Annotated in this window: 19 protein-coding genes; 11 read left to right on the top strand and 8 right to left on the bottom strand. The window is 61.4% G+C overall.

Annotated elements, in window-relative coordinates:
- Window position 1: 1 nt before the first annotated feature.
- The 7 genes from LQ954_RS06515 to LQ954_RS06485 are packed head-to-tail and all read left to right on the top strand — an operon-like array spanning window position 2 to window position 4,300.
- On the top strand, window positions 2-421 hold the full coding sequence (locus tag LQ954_RS06515) for an HPr kinase/phosphorylase (RefSeq protein ID WP_231022410.1): 420 nt from the start codon (window positions 2-4) through the stop codon (window positions 419-421).
- Window positions 418-1,332, top strand: a complete 915-nt coding sequence (gene rapZ / locus LQ954_RS06510) for an RNase adapter RapZ (RefSeq protein ID WP_231022409.1) — start codon at window positions 418-420, stop codon at window positions 1,330-1,332. Before LQ954_RS06515 ends, rapZ begins: the two co-directional genes overlap by 4 nt.
- Window positions 1,333-1,349: 17 nt before the next feature.
- Window positions 1,350-1,763, top strand: a complete 414-nt coding sequence (locus LQ954_RS06505; protein ID WP_066780483.1) for a PTS sugar transporter subunit IIA — start codon at window positions 1,350-1,352, stop codon at window positions 1,761-1,763.
- Window positions 1,760-2,029: an HPr family phosphocarrier protein gene (locus tag LQ954_RS06500; RefSeq protein ID WP_227770282.1), complete on the top strand. Its 270-nt coding sequence runs from the start codon at window positions 1,760-1,762 to the stop codon at window positions 2,027-2,029. Before LQ954_RS06505 ends, LQ954_RS06500 begins: the two co-directional genes overlap by 4 nt.
- 14 nt (window positions 2,030-2,043) lie before the next feature.
- On the top strand, window positions 2,044-2,856 hold the full coding sequence (locus tag LQ954_RS06495; RefSeq protein ID WP_231022408.1) for a TrmH family RNA methyltransferase: 813 nt from the start codon (window positions 2,044-2,046) through the stop codon (window positions 2,854-2,856).
- 1 nt (window position 2,857) lies between these two features.
- On the top strand, window positions 2,858-3,337 hold the full coding sequence (locus LQ954_RS06490) for an RNA pyrophosphohydrolase (RefSeq protein WP_231022407.1): 480 nt from the start codon (window positions 2,858-2,860) through the stop codon (window positions 3,335-3,337).
- A gap of 57 nt (window positions 3,338-3,394) precedes the next feature.
- Window positions 3,395-4,300, top strand: coding sequence for a DUF481 domain-containing protein (locus tag LQ954_RS06485; RefSeq protein WP_321576527.1), 906 nt, complete (start codon window positions 3,395-3,397; stop codon window positions 4,298-4,300).
- Window positions 4,301-4,352: 52 nt separating this feature from the next.
- Here LQ954_RS06485 and LQ954_RS06480 read toward each other — a convergent pair whose 3' ends face one another.
- The 4 genes from LQ954_RS06480 to thiE all read right to left on the bottom strand — a co-directional run bounded on the left by LQ954_RS06480 (window position 4,353) and on the right by thiE (window position 7,664).
- Complete coding sequence (locus tag LQ954_RS06480) at window positions 4,353-5,165, bottom strand: inositol monophosphatase family protein (protein WP_227770285.1); 813 nt, start codon at window positions 5,163-5,165, stop codon at window positions 4,353-4,355.
- A gap of 136 nt (window positions 5,166-5,301) precedes the next feature.
- Window positions 5,302-5,865 (bottom strand): elongation factor P, encoded by a 564-nt coding sequence (gene efp / locus LQ954_RS06475; RefSeq protein WP_231022406.1) that lies wholly within the window; start codon window positions 5,863-5,865, stop codon window positions 5,302-5,304.
- A 164-nt stretch (window positions 5,866-6,029) separates the two neighbouring features.
- Window positions 6,030-6,620, bottom strand: a complete 591-nt coding sequence (locus LQ954_RS06470) for a M23 family metallopeptidase (RefSeq protein WP_231022405.1) — start codon at window positions 6,618-6,620, stop codon at window positions 6,030-6,032.
- Window positions 6,621-6,986: 366 nt separating this feature from the next.
- A complete protein-coding gene (gene thiE, locus LQ954_RS06465; RefSeq protein ID WP_231022404.1) occupies window positions 6,987-7,664 on the bottom strand; it encodes a thiamine phosphate synthase in 678 nt (225 codons plus the stop codon).
- Window positions 7,665-7,854: 190 nt separating this feature from the next.
- Between thiE and LQ954_RS06460 the strand changes: the two genes are divergently transcribed.
- Window positions 7,855-8,439: a fasciclin domain-containing protein gene (locus LQ954_RS06460; protein WP_231022403.1), complete on the top strand. Its 585-nt coding sequence runs from the start codon at window positions 7,855-7,857 to the stop codon at window positions 8,437-8,439.
- Window positions 8,440-8,458: 19 nt separating this feature from the next.
- Here LQ954_RS06460 and LQ954_RS06455 read toward each other — a convergent pair whose 3' ends face one another.
- From LQ954_RS06455 to pgsA, 3 genes are read right to left on the bottom strand one after another with little or no spacing between them, the layout of a single operon-like run.
- Window positions 8,459-8,893, bottom strand: coding sequence for a molybdenum cofactor biosynthesis protein MoaE (locus LQ954_RS06455; RefSeq protein ID WP_231022402.1), 435 nt, complete (start codon window positions 8,891-8,893; stop codon window positions 8,459-8,461).
- Window positions 8,890-9,141 (bottom strand): molybdopterin converting factor subunit 1, encoded by a 252-nt coding sequence (gene moaD, locus LQ954_RS06450; protein WP_227770291.1) that lies wholly within the window; start codon window positions 9,139-9,141, stop codon window positions 8,890-8,892. Before moaD ends, LQ954_RS06455 begins: the two co-directional genes overlap by 4 nt.
- A 5-nt stretch (window positions 9,142-9,146) precedes the next feature.
- Window positions 9,147-9,713 carry a CDP-diacylglycerol--glycerol-3-phosphate 3-phosphatidyltransferase gene (gene pgsA, locus LQ954_RS06445; RefSeq protein WP_227770292.1) on the bottom strand — a complete coding sequence of 189 codons (567 nt, stop codon included), beginning with the start codon at window positions 9,711-9,713 and terminating at the stop codon, window positions 9,147-9,149.
- 113 nt (window positions 9,714-9,826) lie between these two features.
- Between pgsA and LQ954_RS06440 the strand changes: the two genes are divergently transcribed.
- The gene (locus LQ954_RS06440; protein ID WP_231022401.1) at window positions 9,827-11,122 is read left to right on the top strand and encodes an MFS transporter; all 1,296 of its coding nucleotides are present in this window, start codon (window positions 9,827-9,829) and stop codon (window positions 11,120-11,122) included.
- Window positions 11,123-11,130: 8 nt separating this feature from the next.
- Here LQ954_RS06440 and LQ954_RS06435 read toward each other — a convergent pair whose 3' ends face one another.
- The gene (locus tag LQ954_RS06435) at window positions 11,131-11,292 is read right to left on the bottom strand and encodes a hypothetical protein (protein WP_231022400.1); all 162 of its coding nucleotides are present in this window, start codon (window positions 11,290-11,292) and stop codon (window positions 11,131-11,133) included.
- An 88-nt stretch (window positions 11,293-11,380) separates the two neighbouring features.
- Between LQ954_RS06435 and LQ954_RS06430 the strand changes: the two genes are divergently transcribed.
- Entirely contained in the window at window positions 11,381-11,905 is a 525-nt protein-coding gene (locus LQ954_RS06430; protein ID WP_231022399.1) for a gamma carbonic anhydrase family protein, read from the top strand.
- Between the two features lie 84 nt (window positions 11,906-11,989).
- Entirely contained in the window at window positions 11,990-12,961 is a 972-nt protein-coding gene (locus LQ954_RS06425; protein ID WP_231022398.1) for an NAD(P)H-dependent flavin oxidoreductase, read from the top strand.
- Window positions 12,962-13,033: the final 72 nt, after the last annotated feature.

The raw sequence follows: 13,033 nt of genomic DNA, 5'->3' as shown, positions 1-13,033 counted from the left end.
AATGAGCGACACGGAGACGATCCACGCGACCACGGTGTCGATTGGTGGCCGCGCTGTGATGCTCCTTGGCCCATCCGGCAGCGGCAAATCGGACCTCGCGTTACGCCTGATCGACCGAGGCGCTGTGCTGGTGGCGGACGATTACACGCATCTTCAGCGATCGGGAGATATGCTGGTGGCGAGCGCGCCACCGACAATCGCCGGCCGCATTGAGGTGCGAAGCCTCGGCATCATTCCCGTCGAACATGTGGACAGCATGCCCGTTGTGCTGGCCGTTCGCTTGAAACCTGCTACCGAGCGAATGCCCGAACGGGAGACGGAGCAATTCGCGAGCGTCTCCGTTCGTACTCTAGTTCTCGATCCCCGCCCAGCCTCCGCTCCGCTCGTGATAGAGCATGCACTGAGACACGATCTGCCATGAGTTTCCCCTCTGAGATTCTTCTCGTCACCGGCATGTCGGGAGCAGGCAAATCAACCGTGCTGAATACCCTGGAGGATTTGGGGTGGGAGGTTGTCGACAACCTGCCGCTGAGCTTGCTCGACCGTCTGCTCCGAACCGATGCCGGGCCCAGTCAATCGGGTTTGGCACGTCCCCTGGCGATCGGCGTCGGAGCGACAACCCGCGACTTTGATGCAGCGGCGATTACTCGCCAGATTGATAGTCTGCGCGCTGCCGGTCGGCAGGACATCGACACGCTTTTCCTGTACTGCTCCGCGGACGAACTTGCCCGCCGCTATGATGAAACGAGGCGACGCCATCCACTCGCCGTTGACCGGCCGGCACGTGAGGGCATTGCTCAAGAGCGCGATTTGCTGGAGCCACTGCGGCGCTGGGCACCTCGGCTGATCGATACCAGCCAGTATAACAGCGCCGATCTGGCCAAGCAGATCCGCCGGACGTTTGGGCAGCCTGGGCTTAGCGAACCGGCGGTGTCGGTCATGTCTTTTGGTTTTTCGCGCGGTCTGCCGCCCGATGCAGATCTGGTCTTCGATATGCGGTTCCTACGTAATCCGCATTGGGTTCCACATCTGCGTCCCGGTACGGGCAAAGATGACGAGGTGGCGGCTTACGTAGCTGAGGATCCGGCCTATGAGCCGGCGGTGAGCCGTATAGAGGACCTCCTTCTGCTCCTGCTTCCCCGCTATCGCGCGGAAGGGAAATCCTATATAAACATAGCTGTCGGCTGTACCGGCGGGAGACATCGGTCGGTGCACGTGGCAGAACGCATTGCAGCACTGTTGCGCAATGCGGCATTTTCGCCCACGGTCACTCATCGTGATCTTGCGGCAGTGCCGCAAGATAGGCTCGAGGGACGGCCTGACGGGCAATGAACGGATTGACGACGCAGATGATCGGGCTTGTGCTCGTGACTCATGGCCGGCTGGCCGATGAGTTCGTAACGGCGATGGAGCACGTGGTGGGCCCGCAAAAGCAGGTCCGGACCGTTGCCATTGGCCCTGATGACGACATGGAAGCTCGTCGAGCGGATATCCGCAGCGCCATTGCAGAGGTGGACAGCGGCCGTGGTGTTATCGTTCTCACCGATTTGTTTGGCGGAACCCCTTCAAACCTGGCCATTTCGCTCATGGAGCGCGGTAGAATCGAAGTAATCGCCGGGATCAACCTGCCGATGCTGATCCGGCTGGAATCGGCTCGCCGGAAGATGGGAGTTGCCGCTGCGGTCGCTGCTGCGCGCGAAGCGGGGCGCAAGTATATTTCGGTTGCTTCCGAGGTCCTCGGCGTTGGAGAGGCAGCTGCGTGATCGTATCTCGCGATGTTCTCATCACCAATCGACGGGGTCTCCACGCTCGAGCCAGTGCCAAGTTCGTGACGCTCGCGACGCAGCAACCGCTGACGGTTCAGGTTGCGAAAGGCGGTTCCACGGTGACTGGGACGTCAATCATGGGGCTGATGATGCTGGGCGCCGCAAAGGGTGACACGATCACCATCAGCGCGCAGGGCGGCGATGCAGAAACTGTTGTCGCGGCCATGTGTGCGCTCGTTGAAGCCAAGTTTGGCGAAGACTGACGGCTGAAACCTAAATGCCTCGTATCATTACCGCCTTCTCCAATCCGCTGGTGAAGCGCATTCAGGCATTGCGCGACAAGCGGCATCGCCGCGAAGAGGGCATGTTCCTGGCAGAGGGCCTGCGCATCCTCACTGAGGCCAGAGAAACGGGGCGTATCCCGCAGTTTCTGTTTTACGCTGAGGCAAGCGCACGCCATCCGCTCGTCACTGTGCTCGTCAAGGATGTCGAGGCGGCTGGTGGCGAGGCGATTGAGACCACGGAAGCGATCCTGTCGAAGCTCTCCGGCAAGGACAACCCGCAGTCAGTGGTGGGTGCCTTCCCCGTCTTTGATGCAGAATTGTCGTCCCTTGACCGATCGGCGAGCACGATCTGGCTCGTTGCCGAGCGGCTGCGCGATCCCGGCAACTTGGGAACCATCCTGCGTACCGGCGATGCGGTTGGTGCTGGCGGGTTGATCCTCATCGGTGATTGCGTCGATCCGTTTTCGACCGAAGCAGTTCGGGCAAGCATGGGTGCATTGTTTACCGTGCCGCTCATTCGGGCCAGCTGGGACTCGTTCCTGCCTTGGCTTCGCTCAGGTCCCGGGCAGCTCGTCGGCCTCAGCCTGCGAACAGACAATAACTACCGCACAGCGCCTTATGCAGCGCCCACTTTTCTCCTGACCGGCAACGAGGCTCAGGGCCTTCCGGCTGAGATCGAAGCGGAGTGCGACCTGCTCGTGAAGATGCCGATGCTGGGCAAGGCAGACAGCCTGAACGCTGCGGTGGCTACCGCGGTCATGGCTTATGAAGTGCTTGCCCATCACTCGTTGGCCGGAAGTAACTGATATGAACGACAACATCGATCTCCCGTATCGGCCCTGCGTGGGCGTCATGTTGCTGAACCGGCAAGGCCAGGTATTTGTCGGCCAGCGCCTCGATACGACTCTGGAAGCATGGCAAATGCCGCAAGGCGGGATCGATCCGGGCGAGGATCCCCTCGCTACGGCTATCCGGGAGCTCAGGGAAGAAACGGGGATCGCCCCAAACCTTGTTGAGCTGATCGCCCAAGCGCCGGGGAAGTTCCAGTACGACCTTCCCTCGGATCTGATCGGCAAGGTCTGGAAGGGGAAGTATCGAGGACAGACGCAGCGATGGTTTCTGTTCCGCTTTCTTGGCCAAGACAGCGACGTTCGCATTGAAACGGCGCATCCAGAATTCCGCGCATGGCGCTGGGCGGACCCGAAGGATCTGGTGATGCAGATCGTACCCTTCAAACGCGCGCTCTATGAAGAAGTCCTGACGGCGTTCTCCGCTTATCTCAACTGAGACACCATCCGCCCGGGGCGCCTTCACGTCGCTCGCAGCCTTAAGTAGCGCTTGCCCGTGATCCTAGCCGTCTTTCTCGCCGCCTCAAGCTTGCCGAACGACGGAGCCACTGTCGAGGCGGATCAGGTTCGGATCCCGCCTCCCATTCGGGCAATGCTCGACGCCGCAATCGCCTCCGGCAATGAGGGCGAAGTTTCAACCATCGTGAAGTACGCCCGTGCTGCCGATCCAGCGAGCGGAGACGCGGTGCTTCGCATTGCTGAGGAATGGCGCGCGGTCCGGGCAAAGGATCGCGAGGCTCGCATCGTACGGGCGGGCTGGACCGACCTGTGGACTGGTCGAGCCGAAGTGGGCGGGTTCATCACGACCGGAAATTCCAGCACCGCCGGCGTAACCGGCATTCTTGATCTCACCCGCGAGGGCCTCGATTGGCGCCACAAGCTGCGCGGACAGGCGGACTTCCAACGCAGCCTGGGCATCACAACGCGCGAGCATTACCTCGCCGCCTACGAGCCGAACTGGAAAATCGACTCCCGGCAATATGTGTATGGCGCTCTTCAGTATGAAAGCGACCGGTTCTTTGGTTACTCGGATCGCTACTCGGCCTCGGCCGGTGCCGGCTATAGTGCGGTCCAGACGCGCGCCCTGACCCTTAATCTGGAGCTTGGCCCAGCCTTTCGGCACACGCAGTTCACCGACAGCACGGTCGAAAGCAGCATCGCGGCGCGCGGCAGCGTCGACCTTGATCTAAAGCTGTCGCCGGGACTGTCCGTCAGCCAAGACGCCTCAGCGTACCTTCAGCGTTTCAATTCAACGGTGAGCAGCACGACGGCCCTTGCCGCGAAGCTGGTGGGCCCGCTTTCGGCGCAGGTAAGCTATACCGTCCAATACGAAAGCGAGCCGCCGATTGGTCGTGTCTCCACAGACACGACCAGCAGAGCATCGCTCGTCTATACCTTCTGAGCGCACCGCTCGCCGTGGTGGCGCCCATTCTCGAAGAGGCCTCGCTACGCGCTTACCGCAGGGCTCCAGCCAGCAGCTTGTGCAGCTTGGAATGTAATCCATCATTCGCAGCCAGGAACTCGCTGCGTTCGATGGACCGATCGCCTCCTCTGAAATCGGTAACGAAGCCGCCGGCTTCCTTAACCAACAGCATGCCGGCTGCCGCGTCCCAGATCTTGAGCTTGGACTCCCAATAGCCATCAAAACGGCCTGCGGCGACCCAGGCGAGATCCAACGCGGCAGAGCCCAGTCGCCGGATCCCCGCCACCTGTGGTGCGATCGAACCGAAGATGCGCGTCCACTCCGCAAAGTCGCCATGACCCATGAACGGGATACCGGTGGCGATCACCGCTTCGGTCAGTTCGCGGCGGGAAGACACACGAAGGCGCTGATCCTGCAGCCAGGCCCCACGTCCCTTCTCGGCCCAGAAACTTTCATCCGTAAGCGGTTGATAGACCAGCGCTGTCGTGATCTCGCGCTTACCGTTCGGCAGAGGCTCCTCCACGGCGATGGAGATCGCGAAGTGCGGAATGCCGTGCAGGAAGTTGGTGGTCCCATCCAGCGGATCGATGATGAAGCGCGGCTTGGACGGGTCGCCAGCGACTTCACCACGTTCTTCCATCACGAAGCCCCAATCGGGGCGCGCCTTGGACAATTCTTCGAACAGCGTCTGCTCGGCCCGCTTGTCCGCCATTGAAACGAAATCGGCCGGCCCCTTACGGCTCACCTGAAGGTTCTGGACCTCGTTGAAGTCACGCCGCAGCCGTGGGGCCGCCTTGCGCGCGGCACGCTCGATGATCGTGAACAGACCGGAATGGGAAGGCATTTCAACAACTCCCCCCTCCGACACAGGAGGGGACGGGGGTGGGCATCAATATTCGGGCACAAATGTCGACGAAAGCTTCCATACGCTGCAGAAGCCTCGCCTCGTCCCGGTCGCTCCCGACAGGGAGGTCAGACAATCAATCTGCGCGACGAACGTAAGTCTGCTCGTAAACGTCCACAACGATCCGGGTTCCGCTGGAAATGTGCGGCGGCACCATCACGCGAACGCCATTGTCGAGAATCGCCGGCTTGTAGCTGGAGGAAGCCGTTTGGCCCTTCACTACGGCATCAGCCTCGACGATCGTTGCCTCGATCGTGTCCGGCAGCTGCACGCTGATTGCCTCTTCTTCATAGAGTTCCATGACCACGTCCATGCCATCCTGCAGGAAGGCAGCGGCATCGCCTAGCAGGTCACGCGGCAACGTCACCTGATCGTACGTGTCCTTATCCATGAACACGAGGCCGTCGCCATCCGCGAACAGGAACTGGAAGTCCTTGGTGTCGAGCCGCACGCGCTCCACGGTCTCGGCCGAGCGGAAGCGCACGTTGTTCTTGCGGCCATCGCGCAGGTTCTTCAGCTCAACCTGCATATAGGCCCCGCCCTTGCCGGGCTGGGTGTGCTGGATCTTCACGGCACGCCAGATGCCGCCTTCATATTCGATGATGTTGCCCGGACGGATGTCCACACCGCTGATCTTCATGACTTATACTGCCCATTCTCCGTTCGGGCTGAGCGTGTCGAATACCCGGCTCCCCTTCCCCAAGAGGAGGCGCCCCTGTTCGGCTATCCTGGACATGCAGGTAGTCAGGGCAGGCTTCGACCAGCTCAGGGCAAACGGCAGTGTTGAACTGGAAGGCGGCTGCCCTAACGGACCTTGCGCTTTCCGGCAAGCAGTGGGTACGGGTTCACCGGCGTTCCTTGATGCCATCGATCGCCGGGCGCCATTCTGCTGACGCCAAAATGAAGATGGGTATTGCCCGGCCCGGCGTTTCCGGTGTCGCCGACGTAGCCAAGCAGCATGCCGCGGGTGACGGTCATTCCTTCTCGCACGCCAGGCGCGTAATCGGCCAAATGAGCATAATAGTGGCTCCATCGCCGATCAGGTGAGCGCACGTACAGCGTTGTCCCACCTGCCTTGCTGTAAAACAACTTTTCGATCGATCCAGGCCCCGCCGCTAGGACTGGCGTATGGGCCGGCGCCATGATGTCTATTGCTTCGTGCGTTCGACTACCTCCACCGCGAGTATCGCCCCAGGTGTTCGTAAGTTGGTTCGCCGTGATACCCGCCACTGGGATGCTCAGCGGAATGTTAGCGACTTCAGGCGTGCGAGCCGCGGGCGCCTTGTTCGGTGTTGCGGAGCGAGGTGTGTTTTCCGGACCAAAGGTTAGCATTGACGCGAAACCGATCACGGCCAGCACGATGAGGGCGAGGATCGTGGCGCCCAGCTTGGTCATTGACGGACCTGGAGGACGATAGGGAAGCCAATTAGCGCCCCGAAGGCGCCACTGGCTGAGCGTGCGCGAGGTGCGCTGTAGGATTGCCTACCCCACGTCACCCTCGGACAGTCTTCCTGAGCGGCATTTGTCCGCGCCTCTCGTATCTTCCGGAGGGCCTGACCATGGCGGGTGGTGGGCCCTGCAAACCCAGCCCGACGGCAAGCGTCTGCCGCCCCACCCCGCAGGTCGGCGGAAGTACTCAATCCAGAGCACTCCCGAAAACCCGTTGATGCGACGTCACCGTCATTCCGGCACCTCGAATTGATCCGCCGAAGCGACGAACGGCCGTGCCGCCGCGAGGTTTCGCCAACCAGGCGGCGATCGTCAGCCAAGCACCTCGCTGAAGGCCCGGATCGCAGCCGCTTCGTCGCCGTTCCAGACCGCGCCGGAGGTCGCAATGAAATCAGCACCCGCCGCGACCAACGGCAATGCGTTCGCGGGCGTAATGCCGCCAATGGCAACACAGGGGAGCTCGAACAGCGTTGACCACCAGGACAGGACAACCGGCTCCGGGTGATGCTTCACCTCCTTGGTCGTTGTCGGGTAAAAACTGCCGAAGGCGACATAATCCGCTCCGGCCTCACCGGCTTCCATCGCCAGGTGCCGGCTGTCGTGGCACGTCACGCCGATCTGTACATTCGGCCCTAACGCGGCCCGCGCCTCGCGCGGATCACCATCGTCCTGCCCCAAATGAACGCCGTCGGCGCCCAGCCGCTTGGCCAGCGACACGCTGTCGTTGACGATAAAAGCTACGTCCCGATCCGCGCAGATGCGCTGAAGTGGCTCCGCCAGCCGCGCTGCCTCATGCTGGTTGAGGTTTTTTACCCTGAACTGAAAAGCCGCAACCGGCCCGGCGTCCAGAGCACGCTCCAGCCGTGATGGGAAACTTCCTCCCACCTCAAGTGGCGAGATCAGGTACAGTTGGCAGGCCGGGCGGCTGTTGTCCCGCTGGAACGCTGCTGCAAATTCGGGATCGAGTGGGCCGAGGGGATCATCAATCATCGCCTGAACCTAGCGGTCAAGAACGATGGACGGAAGCTGAAGCGGGTCATCTGGCGCAACAACCTGAACCAACGATCGTTGGTGTTGTCAAACAGCGTTGGAAGTAGGCGATTTTATGCTCTCCACAAGAATAGTCCCGGCCATCGGCCTCGCCGCGCTTGTCTCGGCATGTGCTCCGCAAGCGACGCGCGTGGCGCGCAATGTTGGCACCGCCGATCATGTCGCGGCCCCGTCGCGGTTGGCGGCAGAACCCGTCAATCAGTTGACGGCCATGGCAGCAACCGCCATCAACCCGCAGATCGGCGGTGCGCATATGCTCGGCACCCGCACGATCGCCGCCAACTGCGCAGCAGCCCCGAACCTGCAGATCCTGACCCGTGCCCTGACTGCAAGCGACGCAGGGCGCGCTCTGAGCACCGCCGGGCCAGTTACCGTTTTCGCGCCAAGCGACGAGGCCTTCGGCCGTATGTCACCGCATGCCGTGAATGCACTGCTTTCGCCTGTGAACCGGGCCACGTTGAACAAGCTGGTGAACTATCACGTCGTGCGCGGCGCCATCACCCTCGACCAACTTCGTGCACGCATCGACCAAGGGGGCGGCACCGCTCACCTGACCACCGTTGAAGGCGCTTCCCTAGTGGCACGGAAGGAGGGCGCGGCAGTTGCCTTGACGGACGCCAACGGCAACAAGAGCTATGTTGAAACGCCAGACGTGCAGCAGTCGGATGGCGTGTTTCACGTCATCAATGGAGTAATGATTCCGCGGCTGGCCTGATCGCAACCGAGACGCCTTCTTAAAGCTGCCACTGCGCTGCAGAGGCATCATCGCTCTTGCGCGGCTCTACCCAACGATGGCGATCGCCCAACCGCTCGCGCTTCCAGAACGGCGCATCGGTCTTCAGGCGATCGATCAGGAATGCGCATGCCTCCAGCGCCGCCGCGCGGTGAGCCGCACTCGTGGCCACAAACACGATCCGGTCACCCGGCACCATCGATCCCACCCGATGAACAATCGTCGCTCCGGACAAGCTCCAGCGCTGAAACGCCACCCGGGCCAGCGCCTCCAACGCGCGCTCGGTCGCGCCGGGATAATGTTCCAGCATCAGTTCGGTGACGCCATCATCCGCGCGCACCATGCCCGTAAATGTAGCGAGGGCGCCGCTCTGCTCCGCCATCGCCAGCTCGTCCGCAAGCACGATTGGCGCAGACGTGACGACAACGCGGATCATCCTCCCGTCACCGGCGGAAAAATCGCGATCTCGCGCGCGCCCGCGATCGCCGTTTGAAGCGGAACGAACTCTTCATCCCGAGCCGCCCGTAAGCGATCACAGTCGGCGAGAGCTGCTGCGTGGCCGGCCGATCGCACGGCAAGCCAACTGATCAGCGCGGCGATGGTATCCACCTCTGGCGGCGGATCCACCTCCTCCTCAGCGCTGCCGATCCGTTCGCGCACCCATGCAAAGTAGAGGACACGCATCGCCGTCAATCCATGTGCTTCAGGCCGACGCGCAGGTAATCCCAGCCGGTCACGATCGTCAGCACAGCGGCACCCCATAGCGACACCAGCCCCGTCAGCTTCACCCAGCTGAACTCCGGGAGCGCGCCCGCTAGGATGAGCGCTCCCAAAGAGACGAGCTGAAGGGTCGTTTTCCACTTCGCCAGCCGAGACACAGGCAGGGAGACCTGCAGACCCGCCAGAAACTCGCGAAGGCCAGAAACCGCAATTTCGCGGAGCAGAATGACGAGAGCGGCGATGATATGAACGCCGGTAATCACCGCCGTGTCATTGTGCCGTGTGCCCACCAGCATCAGGATCACGGCAGCCACCATGATCTTGTCTGCAATGGGATCGAGAAATACGCCCAGGCGCGACACGGCGCCCTGCGCACGAGCGAGGTAGCCATCGAAATAATCCGTGATGCCCATCAGGCAGTACAGGCCGAACGCGATGGCGAACCCGGCCTGCCAGGTAGGCCACCAGAGTAACGCTACCAGCGCGGGCACCGCGACGATTCGCGATAGGGTGAGCAGGTTGGGCAACGTAAGCACGAATGATGACTTAGCTTAGCGGACCCGTGGCGCAACCCTGCCGGGGTTGGCAGCAGGTACGGCCAGCGGCTATGCCGAAGTTTCAATCTGCCACAGCCGGGCCACCTTCTGCCATGATCAATGCCCTCGGGCTTCTCAAACGCCGGCGCTTTTTGCCGCTTTTTGTCACCCAATTCTTGGGTGCCTTCAATGACAATCTCTTCAAAACCTCGATGGTTCTTTTTGCAACCTACGAGATATTCGCGAACGAGAAGCAGGAAAGTTTCTTCAACGCTCTGGCGGCCGGCCTCTTTATCTTGCCGTTCTTTCTATTGTCGGCATTGGCTGGCCAACTCGCCGATACAATGGACAAGGCGCGGATCATTCGCGTCGTGAAAATTGTCGAATTCGGGATCATGGCGCTTGGTTGCGGCGGCCTGTTGCTGGCTCGCGCCGGTCAGGTAACGCTTCCGGTGGTCATGATGCTTGGCGCGGTGGTCGGGCTTGGCATTCACTCGACCTTTTTCAGCCCCATCAAATACGCGATCCTGCCACAGCATCTCGAGGATGACGATGTGCTCGGCGGCACTGGCTTGGTCGAGGCAGGCACCTACCTCTCCATCCTTCTAGGCACGATATTGGCGGGCTTTATCTACGAATCGATCCCGCTGATCGCCGGTCTTACCTTCCTTGTTGCGCTCTTCGGTTATCTCAGCGCCCGCATGGTTCCTCCCGCGCCGCGGCTCGGGCCCGCGCTAAAGCTCGACTATAATCCATTCCGCGCATCGTGGCGCCTGGTTGCGGGCACCATGCACATTCCCCGCCTATTCCTGGCAATCTGCGCAATCAGCTTCTTCTGGACGATCGGGTCCGTCCTGGTGGTCATCTTCCCGCCGCTGGTGAAGAATGTTCTCACTTCCGATGCCAGCGTGGCCAGCTTGGTGCTGGCGATCTTTTCGGTCGGTGTTGCGATCGGGTCGGTGGTCATCAACCTGATGCTCCGCGGCCATATCTCGGCTCGTTACTCCCCCGCCTCCGTGATTGCCATGGGCGCCGCGGTTCTGGCGTTCTGGTTCGTGGCGGCGAATTGGGAGCCAGCCCCCACGGGTACGCTTTATGACATCGCCGGATTTGTCAGTCATCCCGGCGCGCCGCTTGTTCTTGTAACCCTAATGTTCGTGGCGATCTTCGGCGGCATGTTCGTCGTGCCGCTTTACGCCTTTCTCACCACCACGGTGCCAAAGGATCAAACCGCTAGGACTGTTGCTGCGAACAATGTGGTGAATGCCGGAGCGATGACGATCGGCTCGGCAACGGTCGCAGGCATAACGGCACTCGGCGCCACGGCCAGCCAGCTGCTGCTGCTTGTGGCAGGGATGTGCGTCGTCTCCGCCTGGATCGCCCAGCGCCTTCATCGCGCCTGCGATTAAGCGGTGAGCTACATGATTAGGGTATAAAAACAGATGAAGAAGGCGGTGAAGCTCAGCACGAAGAGCTTTAGATCCTGATCGTCATTCCGCTTCGGCCGTGCTTCGGCGCCCGCCAGCATCTGGCGGATCGGATGGCCAGCGGCTTCGTCACTGATGAGGCGTCTCTCCATCCCGCCATGGTTAACGAGTTGTTTACGGTTTGGAACTGCCCTGAAGAAGTAACCAGTCCAGTGTCCGATGTTGGTACAGGAGAGAAACATGCCGCTTTATGAGTTTCGCGGGCAGCGCCCGACCTGTCACGAAACCGCCTGGGTTGCACCCAGTGCTGACATCGTAGGTGACGTACGGTTGGCTGAAGACACCAGCGTGTGGTTCGGGGCGGTGATCCGCGGCGACAACACGACCATCCCGATCGGCGCGCGCAGCAACATTCAGGAGGGCGCGATGCTCCACTCCGATCCAGGCTCGCCGCTGACGGTTGGAGAGGATTGCACCATCGGCCATCATGCCATCCTGCACGGCTGCACGATCGGCGACCGCGTCCTGATCGGAATGGGCGCTACGATCTTGAACCGAGCCGTGATCCCTGACGATTGCATCGTCGGCGCCAATGCCCTGGTCACCGAAGGCAAGACCTTTCCTCCGGGCAGTCTGATCGTGGGAAGCCCGGCGAAGGCAGTCCGGTCCTTGGACGACCAAGCGGTCGCCGGACTAAAGGTATCCGCTGCGCACTATGTGGAGAACGGCAGAGCGGCAGCATCGGGCCTGAAGCGCGTCGACTGAACGGTTCAAAAAGATCCGGACCGGTCGGTGGGCTGTAGCGCGCTCTGCTGGACAGGTGGTTACTCACCCGACATAACCTGACTTATGTCAGTCCCAGCGATCCTCTCCCGCTTGCGCTTGCCGGTCATCGGCTCGCCGCTGTTCATCATCTCCGGTCCGGATCTCGTGATCGCGCAGTGTAAGGCCGGCATCGTCGGCTCCTTCCCTGCCCTGAACGCGCGCCCGCAAGGGCTTCTTGACGAATGGCTGCACCGGATCACCGAAGAACTTGCGGCGCATAATCGTAACAATCCCGATCGCCCGGCCGCGCCCTTCGCGGTCAACCAAATCGTACATAAGTCGAACGATCGGCTGGAGGCTGATCTCGCCACTTGCGAGAAGTGGCAGGTTCCGATCACCATCACCTCCCTCGGCGCACGCGAGGAGTTGAACCAGGCTGTTCACAATTGGGGCGGCATCACCTTTCACGACGTTATCGACGACCGTTTTGCGCGCAAGGCGATCGAAAAGGGTGCCGATGGTCTGATCCCGGTAGCTGCGGGCGCGGGCGGTCACGCCGGACGCCTTTCTCCATTCGCTCTCGTCAGCGAAATTCGCCAATGGTTCGACGGCCCGGTAGCACTCTCCGGCTCCATCGCCACCGGTGACGCAGTGCTGGCCGCGCAAGCGATGGGCGCCGACTTCGCCTATATCGGATCACCCTTCATCGCCACGCTCGAGGCTAACGCGGATGAGGGTTACAAGAACGGCATCGTCGAAGGTCGCGCCTCCGACATCGTCTATTCCAACCTGTTCACCGGCGTGCACGGCAATTATCTGCGCGGCTCAATCGAGCGTGCAGGACTAGATCCAGACAATCTGCCCGAGGGTGATTACAAGACCATGAACTTCGGTCAGGGCGACAATGCGCCTAAGGCCAAGGCATGGCGCGACATCTGGGGCTCTGGCCAGGGCATTGGTGCGGTGGAAAAGGTGGAAAGCGTCGCCGACCGGATCGACCGAATGGAACGCCAGTACAACGCCGCCAAGGCACGAATCGGCCTTGTGGCGGCTTGATCAATCGGGTTGCGGCAAGCGCTCCAACCTCATTCCTGATTGCGGAGAACCGCTGCGGACCCACGCCTCATC

Source organism: Sphingomonas sp. IC-11 (genome assembly GCF_021043365.1).
Taxonomy (GTDB): Bacteria; Pseudomonadota; Alphaproteobacteria; order Sphingomonadales; family Sphingomonadaceae; genus Sphingomonas.
The sequence above is the reverse complement of the archived record's forward strand: the minus strand, read 5'-3'. Positions and strand labels throughout refer to the sequence as shown.

What these genes read in the sequence shown, in the direction of transcription:
- rapZ (WP_231022409.1), top strand. Translation starts at nt 418, where the DNA reads ATGAGTTTCCCCTCTGAGATTCTTCTCGTCACCGGCATGTCGGGAGCA.
- LQ954_RS06495 (WP_231022408.1), top strand. Translation starts at nt 2,044, where the DNA reads ATGCCTCGTATCATTACCGCCTTCTCCAATCCGCTGGTGAAGCGCATT.
- LQ954_RS06480 (WP_227770285.1), bottom strand. Translation starts at nt 5,165, where the DNA reads ATGCCTTCCCATTCCGGTCTGTTCACGATCATCGAGCGTGCCGCGCGC.
- LQ954_RS06490 (WP_231022407.1), top strand. Translation starts at nt 2,858, where the DNA reads ATGAACGACAACATCGATCTCCCGTATCGGCCCTGCGTGGGCGTCATG.
- LQ954_RS06470 (WP_231022405.1), bottom strand. Translation starts at nt 6,620, where the DNA reads ATGACCAAGCTGGGCGCCACGATCCTCGCCCTCATCGTGCTGGCCGTG.
- LQ954_RS06455 (WP_231022402.1), bottom strand. Translation starts at nt 8,893, where the DNA reads ATGATCCGCGTTGTCGTCACGTCTGCGCCAATCGTGCTTGCGGACGAG.
- LQ954_RS06435 (WP_231022400.1), bottom strand. Translation starts at nt 11,292, where the DNA reads ATGGAGAGACGCCTCATCAGTGACGAAGCCGCTGGCCATCCGATCCGC.
- thiE (WP_231022404.1), bottom strand. Translation starts at nt 7,664, where the DNA reads ATGATTGATGATCCCCTCGGCCCACTCGATCCCGAATTTGCAGCAGCG.
- LQ954_RS06430 (WP_231022399.1), top strand. Translation starts at nt 11,381, where the DNA reads ATGCCGCTTTATGAGTTTCGCGGGCAGCGCCCGACCTGTCACGAAACC.
- LQ954_RS06515 (WP_231022410.1), top strand. Translation starts at nt 2, where the DNA reads ATGAGCGACACGGAGACGATCCACGCGACCACGGTGTCGATTGGTGGC.
- LQ954_RS06505 (WP_066780483.1), top strand. Translation starts at nt 1,350, where the DNA reads ATGATCGGGCTTGTGCTCGTGACTCATGGCCGGCTGGCCGATGAGTTC.
- moaD (WP_227770291.1), bottom strand. Translation starts at nt 9,141, where the DNA reads ATGCGTGTCCTCTACTTTGCATGGGTGCGCGAACGGATCGGCAGCGCT.
- efp (WP_231022406.1), bottom strand. Translation starts at nt 5,865, where the DNA reads ATGAAGATCAGCGGTGTGGACATCCGTCCGGGCAACATCATCGAATAT.
- LQ954_RS06440 (WP_231022401.1), top strand. Translation starts at nt 9,827, where the DNA reads ATGATCAATGCCCTCGGGCTTCTCAAACGCCGGCGCTTTTTGCCGCTT.
- LQ954_RS06425 (WP_231022398.1), top strand. Translation starts at nt 11,990, where the DNA reads ATGTCAGTCCCAGCGATCCTCTCCCGCTTGCGCTTGCCGGTCATCGGC.